The organism is Streptomyces hainanensis, assembly GCF_004348415.1.
GTDB lineage: Bacteria > Actinomycetota > Actinomycetes > Streptomycetales > Streptomycetaceae > Streptomyces > Streptomyces hainanensis.
The window spans coordinates 1-12,711 of the sequence record NZ_SMKI01000223.1 but is presented as its reverse complement, the minus strand read 5'-3'; the positions used below and the strand labels follow the sequence as shown (position 1 = coordinate 12,711).

Genomic DNA, 12,711 nt, shown 5'->3' with positions numbered 1-12,711 from the left:
CGCCGGGTCGGGTGGCCGGCCAGAGGTAGGCTCGATGGCGGTCCGGTGCGCCACCCGCCGCCTGGCGGATCGTCCCCGTCACCGGCCGGAACACGCGGAACATACGCGGGAAGGAGCCCTGACGCAGGGTGAGCAGCAAGCCGACCACTTCAGACCTCGAATGGACCGACCTGGACCAGCGGGCCGTGGACACCGCCCGAGTCCTGGCCGCGGACGCCGTGCAGAAGGTCGGTAACGGCCACCCGGGCACGGCCATGAGCCTGGCGCCAGCGGCGTACCTGATCTTCCAGAAGCTGATGCGGCACGACCCGTCGGACCCGGACTGGGCCGGCCGTGACCGTTTCGTGCTGTCCGTGGGCCACACCAGTCTCACGCTCTACGTGCAGCTGTACCTGGCGGGCTACGGCCTGACGCTGGACGACCTGAAGGCGTTCCGCACCTGGGGCAGCCGTACCCCGGGCCACCCGGAGCACGGCCACACGGTGGGCGTCGAGACCACCACGGGTCCGCTGGGTCAGGGCATCGGCAACGCGGTGGGCATGGCGATGGCCGCCCGCTACGAGCGCGGTCTGTTCGACCCGGAGGCGGCCCCCGGCGCCTCCCCGTTCGACCACACCATCTACACCATCGCCGGTGACGGCTGCCTCCAGGAGGGCGTGGCCGCCGAGGCCGTCTCGCTGGCCGGCCACCAGAAGCTCGGCAACCTGGTGCTGCTCTACGACGACAACCACATCTCCATCGAGGGCGACACCGCCACCGCGTTCTCGGAGGACGTGTTGGCCCGCTTCGAGGCGTACGGCTGGCACGTGCAGCGCGTGGCGCCCCAGGAGAGCGGCGACCTCGACCCGGCGGCGCTGTTCGAGGCGTTCCGGGCGGCCAAGGCCGAGACCGGGCGTCCCTCGATCATCGCGGCGCGCTCGATCATCGCCTGGCCGGCCCCGGGCGCGCAGAACACCGAGGCCGCGCACGGCTCGGCGCTGGGCGCCGACGAGGTGGCGGCGACCAAGCGGGTGCTGGGCTTCGACCCCGAGCAGCACTTCCAGGTCGAGGACGCGGTGCTGGCGCACGCCCGCGGCGCGGTGGAGCGCGGCCAGTCGGCGCGCGCCGACTGGGACAAGGGGCTGGCGGTCTGGCGCGAGGCCAACCCGGAGCGGGCGGCCGAGTTCGACCGGATCCGCGCGGGCCGGCTGCCCGAGGGCTGGGAGAAGGCGCTGCCGGCGTTCGACGAGGGCTCCTCGGTGGCCACCCGCAAGGCGTCGGGCCAGGTGCTCAAGGACCTGGGCGCCGTCATCCCCGAGCTGTGGGGCGGCTCCGCCGACCTGGCCGGCTCGAACAACACCACCATCGACGCGTCGTCCTCGTTCCTGCCGGCGGGCAACCCGCTGCCCGAGGCGAACCCGTATGGCCGCACCGTGCACTACGGAATCCGCGAGCACGCCATGGGCTCGGTGATGAACGGCGTGTCGCTGCACGGCAACACCCGCGTCTACGGCGGCACGTTCCTGGTGTTCTCGGACTACATGCGGCCCGCGGTGCGGCTCGCGGCGCTGATGAAGCAGCCGGTCACCTACGTCTGGACGCATGACTCGATCGGCCTCGGCGAGGACGGCCCGACCCACCAGCCGGTGGAGCACCTGGCGGCGCTGCGCGCGATCCCGGGTCTGAACGTCGTCCGGCCGGCCGACGCCAACGAGACGGTCATCGCCTGGCGGGAGATCCTGCGCCGGAACGACGCGCCGCACGGCCTGGCGCTGACCCGGCAGAACGTGCCGACCTACGCGCCCAACGAGGGCACGGCCAAGGGCGGTTACGTGCACACCGAGGCGGAGGGCGGCGCGCCGCGCGCCATCCTGATCGCCACCGGCTCCGAGCTGCACCTGGCGCTGGCCGCCCGGCAGGAGCTCCAGGCGGACGGCGTTCCCACCCGAGTGGTCTCCGTGCCGTGCGTGGAGTGGTTCGAGGAGCAGGACCAGGCGTACCGGGACTCCGTCCTGCTGCCCGAGGTGACGGCCCGAGTGGCGGTGGAGGCGGGCATCGGCCTGACCTGGCACCGTTATGTGGGACAGCACGGGCGAGTGGTGTCGCTGGAGCACTTCGGTGCCTCGGCGGACTACCAGACGCTCTACCGCGAGTTCGGCATCACGCCCGAGGCCGTGGCGTCGGCGGCGAAGGAGTCCCTGGCGGCGTCGGAGCGCTGACGCCGCGTCGCCGGCGCCGAGACCGCCGGCACCGCCTCGCCCGTACCGGTCAACGAGACGACAGCAGACGACAGCAGGAGACGCGATCAATGACAGACGCACTCGGGCGCCTTTCCGAGGAGGGCGTGGCGATCTGGCTGGACGACCTGTCCCGGGCCCGGATCAGCTCAGGCAATCTCGGTGAGCTGCTGGACCAGCAGCATGTCGTGGGCGTGACGACCAACCCGACGATCTTCCAGAAGGCGATCTCGGCAGGTCAGGGGTACGAGGAGCAGGTGGCCGACCTGGCCGCCCGCAGGGTGACGGTCGAGGAGGCGGTGCGCATGATCACCACCGCCGACGTGCGGGACGCGGCGGACGTGCTGCGCGCGCACCACGAGACGACCGGCGGTCTCGACGGCCGGGTGTCCATCGAGGTGGACCCCCGGCTGGCGCACCACACGGCGGCCACCATCGCCGAGGCCAAGCAGTTGGCCTGGCTGGTGGACCGCCCCAACACCTTCATCAAGATCCCGGCGACCCGCGCCGGGCTGCCGGCCATCACCGAGGTGATCGGGCGGGGGATCAGCGTGAACGTCACGCTGATCTTCTCGCTCGACCGGTACCGCGAGGTGATGGACGCGTACCAGGCGGGGCTTGAGAAGGCGAAGTCCAAGGGGCTCGACCTGTCGGCGATCTACTCGGTGGCGTCGTTCTTCGTCTCCCGGGTGGACACCGAGGTCGACAAGCGGCTCGACGCGCTGGGCACGCCGGAGGCGGCGGCGCTGCGCGGCAAGGCGGCGGTGGCCAACGCGCGTCTGGCGTACCAGGCGTTCGAGGAGGTCGTGGCCGCCGACCGCTGGCAGGCCCTGTCGCGGGAGGGCGCCAACGCGCAGCGGCCGCTGTGGGCCTCCACCGGGGTGAAGGACCCGGCCTACCCGGACACCATGTACGTCACCGAGCTGGTGGCGCCCGGCACGGTCAACACCATGCCGGAGGCCACCCTGCGGGCGACCGAGGACCACGGGGTGATCACCGGCAACTCGATCGCCGGCACCTACGAGGACTCGCGTGGCGTGCTGGACGCGTTGGAGAAGCTCGGCGTGTCCTACGACGACGTGGTGCGGGTGCTCGAGGACGAGGGCGTGGCGAAGTTCACCCACTCGTGGGACGGCCTGCTCGACTCGACCAGGGCGGAGCTGGAGCGCCTCGCGGGTGGGAAGGGCTGAGCCGCCGGTGAGTGGCGGTTCGAGGCAGTCGGCGTCGCCCCGGCAGCACAGGGGCGGCGGGAATCCGCTGCGTACCGCGCAGGACCGGCGGCTCCCGCGCATCGCGGGGCCCTCGGGCCTGGTGATCTTCGGCGTGACGGGTGACCTGTCGCGCAAGAAGCTGATGCCGGCCGTCTACGACCTGTCGAACCGCGGCCTGTTGCCGCCGGGCTTCTCGCTGGTGGGCTTCGCCCGCCGGGACTGGGCGAACGAGGACTTCGCCGAGGTCGTGCACGACTCGGTGAGCAGGTACTCGCGCACCCCGTTCCGCGAGGAGGTCTGGCGGCAGCTGGCCGAGGGCATGCGGTTCGTGCCCGGCGTGTTCGACGACGACGACGCGTTCGCCTCGTTGCGGGACACGATCGACCGGCTCGACAAGGAGCGCGGCACCGGCGGGAACTTCGCGTTCTACCTGTCGGTGCCGCCGAAGTACTTCCCGCAGGTGGTGCGGCAGCTGCGGACCAGCGGTCTCTCCGAGGCGCCGAACGGGTCGTGGCGGCGGGCGGTGATCGAGAAGCCGTTCGGCCACGACCTGGCCAGCGCGCGGGAGCTCAACGCGGTGGTGCACGAGGTGTTCGCGCCGCACGAGGTGTTCCGGATCGACCACTACCTGGGCAAGGAGACGGTCCAGAACATCCTGGCGCTGCGGTTCGCCAACACCATGTTCGAGCCGATCTGGAACCGGTCGTACGTGGACCACGTGCAGATCACGATGGCCGAGGACATCGGCATCGGTGGCCGCGCCGGCTACTACGACGGCATCGGCTCGGCGCGGGACGTGCTCCAGAACCACCTGCTCCAGCTGCTGGCGCTCACCGCGATGGAGGAGCCGTCCTCCTTCGAGGCGGACGCGCTGGTCACCGAGAAGCTGAAGGTGTTGGAGGCCCTGCGGCTGCCGCGGGACCTGGGCCGGCACACGGTGCGCGGCCAGTACACCGGGGGGTGGCAGGGCGGCCAGAAGGTGCTCGGCTATCTGGAGGAGGAGGGCATCGACGCCGAGTCCACCACCGACACCTACGCGGCGGTCAAGCTGGAGATCGACAACCGCCGGTGGGCGGGGGTGCCGTTCTACCTGCGCACCGGGAAGCGGCTCGGGCGTCGGGTCACCGAGATCGCGGTGGTCTTCCAGCGGGCGCCCTACTCGCCGTTCGACACCACCGAGACCCAGGAGCTGGGCCACAACGCGCTGGTGATCCGGGTGCAGCCGGACGAGGGCGTCACGGTGCGGTTCGGTTCCAAGGTGCCCGGCACCCAGATGGAGATCCGGGACGTGACGATGGACTTCGCCTACGGCGAGTCCTTCACCGAGTCCAGCCCGGAGGCGTACGAGCGGTTGCTGCTCGACGTCCTCCTCGGCGACGCCAACCTCTTCCCGCGCCACCAGGAGGTGGAGCGGTCCTGGGAGATCCTGGACCCGGTCGAGGAGTACTGGGCGCGGCACGGCAATCCCGAGCCGTACACGGCGGGCACCTGGGGTCCGACCGAGGCGGACCGGATGCTCGCACGAGACGGACGGAGCTGGCGGCGGCCATGAACATCGATCTCACCGACACGACGTCCAGCAAGATCAACTCCGCGCTGATCGACGGCAGGCGGGCGGTGGGGGCCGCGGTCGGGATGGTGCTGACCCTGGTCATCGTCACCGACGAGGGCAACCACTACGACGCGCTCAAGGCCGCGAGCGAGGCGTCCAAGGAGCATCCGTCCCGGATCCTCGTGGTGATCGGGCGGCCGGGCCGCTCGCCGCGGGACCGGGCGACGGCGCGGCTCGACGCGGAGGTGCGGGTCGGCGGCGAGACGGGCAACGGCGAGACGGTGCTGCTGCGGCTGCACGGCGAACTGTCGGCGCACGCCTACAGCGTGGTGCTGCCGCTGCTGCTGCCGGACGCGCCGGTGGTGATCTGGTGGCCCGACGAGGCGCCGACGCATCCCGCGGATGACCTGCTCGGCACGCTGGCCCAGCGGCGGATCACGGACGCGGCGGCCACCGAGGACCCGGTCGGGGCGCTCGGCGCGCGGGCCGCGGTCTACGCGCCGGGCGACACGGACCTGGCCTGGACCCGGATCACCCCCTGGCGCAGCGTGCTGGCGGCGGCGCTCGACCAGCGGCACGGCCGGATCACCGGGGCCGAGGTGGCGGGCGAGGAGTACAACCCGAGCACCGAGCTGCTGGCGCTGTGGCTGGCGGAGCGGCTCGGGGTGCCGGTGGACCGCTCGGTCTCGCCCGGGCCCGGCATCACGGCGGTGCGGCTGCTCACCGAGGACGGGGTCATCTGCCTCGACCGGCCCGACGGCTCACTGGCGACGCTGGCGGTGCCGGGGCAGCCGGACCGGCACGTGGCGCTGCACCGGCGCACGACTGCCGAGCTGATCGCCGAGGAGCTGCGCCGACTCGACCCGGACGAGGCGTACGCGGAGGCCGTGCGGCACGGCGTGGGCCGGCTCGGCTCCGGGAAGCCCGCGGGCGGGGCGCCGGCCGGGGAGCGGCCGCCGCTGCCCAAGCGTTCCGGTGAGGCCCGGCACAAGCCGGGCGGGGCCGGCAGGTCCACCAGGTCGGCCAAGACCGCCAAGACCGCCAAGTCGGCGAAGAGCAAGGAGAAGAAGTGATGACGGCGACGCCGCGGCTCGTGGTGCACCGCGACAAGGAGCTGATGGCGCAGGCCACGGCGGCCCGGCTGATCACCGAGGTCGTGGACGCCCAGGCGGCGCGCGGCTCGGCCTCGGTGGTGCTGACGGGCGGCCGCAACGGCAACGGGGTGCTGGCCGCGCTGGCCGGTTCCCCGGCCAGGGACGCCGTGGACTGGGAGCGGGTCGACCTGTGGTGGGGCGACGAGCGTTTCCTGCCGGACGGCGACCCGGACCGCAACGTGACGCAGGCCAGGCGGGCGCTGCTCGACGAGCTGCCGCTCGACCCGGCGCGGGTGCACGCGATGCCGGCCTCGGACGGGCGGCACGGCGACGACGTGGACGCGGCGGCCACCTCGTACGCCGCCGAACTGGCGGTGGCCGCAGGCCCGTTCGACGTGCTGATGCTGGGCGTGGGCCCGGACACCCATGTGGCCTCGCTGTTCCCCGGGCTGCCGGCGGTGCGGGAGGAGAAGCGCACGGTGGTGGCCGTGCGGGAGGCCCCCAAGCCGCCGCCGACCCGGATCACGCTGACGCTGCCGGCGATCCGCACGGCGCGCCAGGTGTGGCTGCTGGCGGCGGGCGAGGACAAGGCGAAGGCGGCGGCCACCGCGCTGGCCGGCGACGCGGAGCCCGTGGACGCCCCGGCGGCCGGGGCGCACGGCACGGCCCGCACCCTGTGGTTGCTGGACCGCGCCGCCGCCTCGGCGCTGCCGCCCGAGCTGGCTTCCTAGCGCGTCGTCAGGAGGCGCGGCCGCGGAGCTCGCGGTAGGTCGCGACCAGCCGCGCCGTGGAGGCGTCGAGGCCGGGGACCTCGGCACCCTCGGTGAGGGCCGGCTCCACCCGCTTGGCGAGCACCTTGCCGAGCTCGACGCCCCACTGGTCGAAGGAGTCGATGTCCCAGACCGCGCCCTGGACGAACACCTTGTGCTCGTAGAGGGCGACGAGCTGGCCCAGCACGGACGGGGTCAGCTCGGGGGCCAGGATGGTGGTGGTGGGCCGGTCGCCGGGGAAGGTGCGGTGCGGCACCAGCTCCTCGGCGACGCCCTCGGCGCGCACCTCGTCCTCGGTCTTGCCGAAGGCGAGCGCCTGCCCCTGGGCGAAGAGGTTGGCCATCAGCAGGTCGTGCTGGGCGGCGAGGGTGGGTTCGAGCTCGGCGACCGGGCGGGCGAAGCCGATGAGGTCGGCCGGGATGAGCTTGGTGCCCTGGTGCAGCAACTGGTAGTAGGCGTGCTGCCCGTTGGTGCCCGGGGTACCCCAGACCACCGGGCCGGTCTGCCAACTGACGGGCTCGCCGGCGCGGTTCACCCGCTTGCCGTTGGACTCCATGTCGAGCTGCTGGAGATAGGCGGTGAACCGCGAGAGGTAGTGGCTGTAGGGCAGCACGGCGTGCGACTGGGCGTCGTGGAAGCCGCCGTACCAGACGCCCAACAGGCCCAGCAGCAGCGGCGCGTTGGCCTCAGGAGGCGCGGTGCGGAAGTGCTCGTCGACGAGGTGGAAGCCGGCCAGCATCTCGCGGAACCGCTCGGGGCCGATGGCGATGACGAGCGAGAGGCCGATGGCGGAGTCGTAGGAGTAGCGGCCGCCGACCCAGTCCCAGAACTCGAACATGTTCTCGGTGTCGATGCCGAACTCGGCGACCTTCTCCGCGTTGGTGGAGACGGCCACGAAGTGCCGGGCGACGGCGGCCTGGTCGCCGCCGAGGCCGGCGAGCAGCCACGCGCGGGCCGAGGTGGCGTTGGAGATGGTCTCCAGGGTGGTGAAGGTCTTGGAGGCGACGATGAACAGCGTCTCGGCCGGGTCCAGGTCGCGCACCGCCTCGTGCAGGTCGGCGCCGTCCACGTTGGACACGAAGCGGAAGGTGAGCTCCCGGTCGGTGAAGGGGCGCAGCACCTCGTAGGCCATGGCGGGACCGAGGTCGGAGCCGCCGATGCCGATGTTCACCACGTTGCGGATGCGCCGGCCGGTGTGGCCCTTCCACTCGCCGGAGCGCACCCGGTCCGCGAAGGCCGCCATCCGGTCGAGGACGGCGTGCACGGCGGGGACCACGTTCTCCCCCTCGACCTCCACGACCGCGCCCTCGGGGGCGCGCAGCGCGGTGTGCAACACGGCGCGGTTCTCGGTGGTGTTGATCCGCTCGCCGCGGAACATGGCGTCGCGCAGCGCGGCGACGCCGGTGGTCCCGGCCAACTCGCGCAGCAGCCGCAGCGTCTCGTCGGTCACCAGGTTCTTCGAGTAGTCGATGCGCAGGTCCCCGACCGAGACCTCGTACCGCTCCGCCCGCCCGGGGTCGGCGGCGAACAGCTCCCGCAGATGCACCTCCCCCAGGTCATCCCGGTGCTTCGCCAACGCGCTCCACTCAGCAGTCCGATCGAGCCTCATACCCGGTCAACCCATCCGTCCGTATCGCTGTTCCCACCCCGCTGTGCCCACCCGGCGCCACGGTAGTCGATCGGGTGAGGGCGACAACGCGACGGGCCCGGGCTCCGGTGGGTGAAACCGGTGCTCGGGCCCGTCGAGGTGGGACGTCTGGGTTCTCGCCTCAGATCTCGCCGCGGAGCTTGGCCAGCGCCTCGGCGAGGATGGCCTCCCCGTCGGCGTCGCTGCGACGCTCGCGGACGTAGGCGAGATGTGTCTTGTACGGCTCGGTGCGCGGCGGGTCAGGAGGCGAGTCCCGCTCGGTGCCGGCCGGGAAGCCGCAGCGCGGACAGTCCCAGGTGTCCGGAATCTGTGCGTCGCTCGCGAAGCTGGGCTGCGTCTCATGCCCGTTCGCACACCAGAAGGAGACCCTGAGCCGAGGAGCGGACTCGCCGCGCTCGGCCTCACCCATGGGCCCCGCGCCGACCCGGCTGCCCCGGATCGCGTTGCCACCTGCCACGGTCGTTACTCCTGCCTGACATCCTGCGAAGTCCTCAGTTTATGCAAGGCTCAACGCACGTCCAGTGCTTCGAGTTACTGACTTACCGGTTCATGGCCGGGCGCCGTCAGCCCTTCATCAGGAGGCCGAGGATCACGACGATCCCGAACCAGATGAGGCTGACGACCACGGTGATCCGGTCCAGGTTCCGCTCGGCGACCGAGGAGCCACCGACCGAGGACTGCATGCCCCCGCCGAACATGTCGGAGAGACCGCCGCCCTTCCCCTTGTGCATGAGCACGAGCAGGGCCAACAGGAAGCTGAAGACGATCAGCGCGATCTGGAACGCCGTTTCCACGACTGGACCAACTCTCTCAACAACGTCGAACGGACAAGTGATCTCTGCCTGGGGCCGACGACACGGCTACGCGCCCACGCCGGCCCCCGACAGCGTACCGCGCGGTGCCGATTCAGCCGATTCTACTGGTCGCGGAATCGGACGATCTTGACGAACTCGTCGGTGTCCAGCGAGGCACCCCCGACGAGGGCGCCGTCCACGTCGGGCTGGGCCATGATCGCGGCCACGTTGCCGCCCTTGACCGAGCCGCCGTACTGGATGCGGACCTGGTCGGCGAGCGCGCCGTCGTAGAGCTCGGCCAGCCGGGCCCGGATGGCCGCGCAGACCTCCTGCGCGTCCTCCGGGGTGGCGACCTCGCCGGTGCCGATGGCCCAGACCGGCTCGTAGGCGATCACGACGGACTCGGCCTGGGCGGCCGGCACGTCCTTCAGGGCGCCGTCGAGCTGGGCGAGGGTGTGCGCGACGTGGTTGCCGGCCCTGCGGACCTCCAGCGGCTCGCCCACGCAGAGGATCGGGGTGATCCTGTGCCGGTAGGCGGCCTTGACCTTGGCGTTGCAGACGGCCTCGTCCTCGCCGTGGTACTGGCGGCGCTCGGAGTGGCCGATCACGGCGTAGGAGCAGTTCAGCTTGGCCAGCATGAGCCCGGAGACCTCGCCGGTGTAGGCGCCGGAGTCGTGGGCCGAGATGTCCTGGGCGCCGTACCTGATCTTGAGCTTGTCGCCGTCCACCAGGGTCTGCACGGAGCGCAGGTCGGTGAAGGGCGGCAGGACGGCGACCTCGACGGCGTCGTAGTCCTTGTCGGCGAGCGCGAAGGCCAGCTTCTGGACGTGGGCGATGGCCTCGAGGTGGTTGAGGTTCATCTTCCAGTTGCCCGCCATCAGCGGGGTGCGCGAAGACGCGGTGGCCATGGGTTCAGTCCTCCAGTGCTGCCAGGCCGGGGAGGGTCTTGCCCTCCAGGTACTCGAGACTCGCCCCGCCGCCGGTCGAGATGTGGCCGAAGGCCGCCTCGTCGAATCCCAGGATGCGGACGGCGGCGGCCGAGTCGCCGCCGCCGACGACGGTGAAGGCGGGGCTGTCCACCAGGGCCTGGGCGACGGTCCTGGTGCCCTCGGCGAAGTCGGGGTGTTCGAAGACGCCCATCGGCCCGTTCCAGAACACCGTGGCGGCGTCGGCGAGCTTGGCGGCGTACAGCTTCCTGCTCTCCGGGCCGATGTCCAGGCCCATGAGACCGGCCGGGATGGCGTCGGCGGCCAGCACCGTGGCCTCGACCGGCGCCTTGGCCGACAGGTCGGGGAACTCCTTGCCGGCGACGACGTCGACCGGGACCACGAACTCGACGCCGCGCTCCTTCGCCTCGGCGAGGTAGCCCTGGACGGTCGCGATCTGGTCCTCCTGGAGCAGCGAGTCGCCGACCTCGTGGCCCTCGGCCTTGAGGAAGGTGTAGGCCATGCCGCCGCCGATCAGGATGCGGTCGGCGCGCTTCAGCAGGTGGTCGATGACGCCGAGCTTGTCGGAGACCTTGGCGCCGCCGAGCACCACGACGTAGGGGCGGGCCACGTCGTCCGTGAGCCGGCGCAGCACGCCGACCTCGGTGGCGATCAGGCCGCCGACGGCGTGCGGCAGCCGGGCGGGCAGGTCGTAGACGGACGCGTGCCCGCGGTGGACGGCGCCGAAGCCGTCGCCGACGTAGACGTCGGCGAGGGCGGCGAGCCGGTCGGCGAAGGCGCCGCGCTCGGCGTCGTCCTTGCTGGTCTCGCCGGCGTTGAAGCGCAGGTTCTCCAGCAGCGCGACCTCGCCGTCACCGAGCCCGGCGACGGTGGCGGCGGCGCTGTCGCCGACGGTGTCGGTGGCGAAGGCGACGGGCCTGCCGAGCAGCTCGCCGAGCCGCTTCGCGACCGGGGCGAGCGAGAACCGCGCCTCGGGGGCACCCTTGGGGCGGCCGAGGTGGGAGGCGACGATCACCCTGGCGCCCGCGTCGGCGAGCCTGGCGATCGTCGGCACGACGGCGCGGATCCGGCCGTCGTCGGTGATGGTCTCGCCGTCGAGCGGGACGTTGAGATCGGCGCGGACGAAGACCCGCCGCCCGGCGACCTGAAGATCGTCAATGGTCTGCATGGTGTGTGCTCCGACTCCTGGAGGCTGTGGCCGTGGCGCAGGGGCCCGCGGCACGCGCCGCGGGCCCCTGCTCTTCCTGCTCCACCGCTGATCGGGCTCTTCAGCTCCTGGTCAGAGCTGACCGCCGACGAACACGGTCAGGTCGACGAGGCGGTTGGAGTAGCCCCACTCGTTGTCGTACCAGCCGACGATCTTGACCTGCTTGCCCTGCGCCATGGTGAGCGAGGCGTCCAGGGTGCAGGAGGCCGGCCAGTTGACGATGTCCGAGGAGACGATCTGGTCCTCGGTGTACTCCAGGACGCCCTTGAGCTGGCCCTCCGCGGCGGACTTGAAGGCCGCGTTGACCTCGTCCTTGGTGACCTCGCGGTCCAACTCGACCACCAGGTCGGTGACGGAGCCGGTGGGGACCGGGACGCGCAGCGCGATGCCGTCCAACTTGCCCTTGAGCTGCGGCAGGACCAGCGAGGTGGCCTTGGCGGCACCGGTGGTGGTCGGGATGATGTTGATCGCGGCGGCGCGGGCGCGGCGCAGGTCCTTGTGCGGGAAGTCCAGGATGCGCTGGTCGTTGGTGTACGCGTGGACCGTCGTCATCAGGCCCTTGACGATGCCGAAGTTCTCGTCGAGCACCTTGGCCATCGGCGCCACGCAGTTGGTGGTGCAGGAGGCGTTGGAGACGATGTGGTGGTTGGCCGCGTCGTACTTGTCCTGGTTGACGCCCATCACGATCGTGATGTCCTCGTCCTTGGCGGGCGCGGAGATCAGGACCTTCTTGGCGCCGGCGGCGAGGTGCTTGGCGGCGTCCTCGCGCTTGGTGAAGATGCCGGTGGACTCGATGACGATGTCGGCGCCGAGCTCACCCCAGGGCAGGGCGGCCGGGTCGCGCTCGGCCAGGGTCTTGAAGGTCTGGCCACCCACCGTGATGGTGTCGTCGGTGTGGCTGACCTCCGCCTTGAGGCGACCGAGGATGCTGTCGTACTTCAGCAGGTGGACCAGGGTCTCGTTGTCGGTCAGGTCGTTGACGCCAACGATCTCGACATCCGCTCCCGACTCAAGGAGCGCGCGGAAGTAGTTGCGACCGATACGGCCAAAGCCGTTGATTCCTACGCGGATCGTCACGAACCGATCTCCTCGTTGGTACGCCGGCGAAACGGATACCGGCGATGCTGTATTGGGATGTCCCCGACCGCCTCCGACCCTACCGCGCCCGGATCCGGCCGGTGACATCGGCCATGGGGTGTTCCGGCCCGGAATCACGGGCCGGCGCGCCCCCCGACGGGTCGGGGGCGGTGCCCCGTACGAGGGACCCGGGGC

At 71.6% G+C, this 12,711-nt stretch carries 11 protein-coding genes; 5 read left to right on the top strand and 6 right to left on the bottom strand.

The genetic code is table 11. The features are described from left to right. Window positions 1-128: 128 nt before the first annotated feature. The 5 genes from tkt to pgl all read left to right on the top strand — a co-directional run bounded on the left by tkt (window position 129) and on the right by pgl (window position 6,804). Window positions 129-2,198, top strand: coding sequence for a transketolase (tkt, locus tag E1283_RS20545; RefSeq protein ID WP_132819571.1), 2,070 nt, complete (start codon window positions 129-131; stop codon window positions 2,196-2,198). Window positions 2,199-2,287: 89 nt separating this feature from the next. Continuing rightward, window positions 2,288-3,406 (top strand): transaldolase, encoded by a 1,119-nt coding sequence (tal, locus tag E1283_RS20540; protein WP_132819570.1) that lies wholly within the window; start codon window positions 2,288-2,290, stop codon window positions 3,404-3,406. A 7-nt stretch (window positions 3,407-3,413) separates the two neighbouring features. Beyond that, window positions 3,414-4,979, top strand: a complete 1,566-nt coding sequence (zwf, locus tag E1283_RS20535; protein WP_132819569.1) for a glucose-6-phosphate dehydrogenase — start codon at window positions 3,414-3,416, stop codon at window positions 4,977-4,979. After that, window positions 4,976-6,052 (top strand): glucose-6-phosphate dehydrogenase assembly protein OpcA, encoded by a 1,077-nt coding sequence (opcA, locus tag E1283_RS20530; RefSeq protein WP_132819568.1) that lies wholly within the window; start codon window positions 4,976-4,978, stop codon window positions 6,050-6,052. Before zwf ends, opcA begins: the two co-directional genes overlap by 4 nt. Next, a complete protein-coding gene (gene pgl / locus E1283_RS20525; RefSeq protein WP_132819567.1) occupies window positions 6,052-6,804 on the top strand; it encodes a 6-phosphogluconolactonase in 753 nt (250 codons plus the stop codon). The genes opcA and pgl overlap by 1 nt, the downstream gene beginning before the upstream one ends. A 7-nt stretch (window positions 6,805-6,811) precedes the next feature. Here pgl and pgi read toward each other — a convergent pair whose 3' ends face one another. The 6 genes from pgi to gap all read right to left on the bottom strand — a co-directional run bounded on the left by pgi (window position 6,812) and on the right by gap (window position 12,516). Next, window positions 6,812-8,452, bottom strand: coding sequence for a glucose-6-phosphate isomerase (pgi, locus tag E1283_RS20520; RefSeq protein ID WP_132819566.1), 1,641 nt, complete (start codon window positions 8,450-8,452; stop codon window positions 6,812-6,814). 160 nt (window positions 8,453-8,612) lie between these two features. Next, window positions 8,613-8,948, bottom strand: a complete 336-nt coding sequence (locus E1283_RS20515; RefSeq protein WP_132819565.1) for an RNA polymerase-binding protein RbpA — start codon at window positions 8,946-8,948, stop codon at window positions 8,613-8,615. 106 nt (window positions 8,949-9,054) lie between these two features. Then, on the bottom strand, window positions 9,055-9,285 hold the full coding sequence (secG, locus tag E1283_RS20510; RefSeq protein WP_132819564.1) for a preprotein translocase subunit SecG: 231 nt from the start codon (window positions 9,283-9,285) through the stop codon (window positions 9,055-9,057). Between the two features lie 122 nt (window positions 9,286-9,407). After that, window positions 9,408-10,193, bottom strand: coding sequence for a triose-phosphate isomerase (gene tpiA / locus E1283_RS20505; protein WP_132819563.1), 786 nt, complete (start codon window positions 10,191-10,193; stop codon window positions 9,408-9,410). A gap of 4 nt (window positions 10,194-10,197) precedes the next feature. Continuing rightward, on the bottom strand, window positions 10,198-11,400 hold the full coding sequence (locus tag E1283_RS20500) for a phosphoglycerate kinase (protein WP_132819562.1): 1,203 nt from the start codon (window positions 11,398-11,400) through the stop codon (window positions 10,198-10,200). 111 nt (window positions 11,401-11,511) lie between these two features. After that, entirely contained in the window at window positions 11,512-12,516 is a 1,005-nt protein-coding gene (gene gap / locus E1283_RS20495) for a type I glyceraldehyde-3-phosphate dehydrogenase (RefSeq protein ID WP_132819561.1), read from the bottom strand. Window positions 12,517-12,711 lie beyond the last annotated feature (195 nt).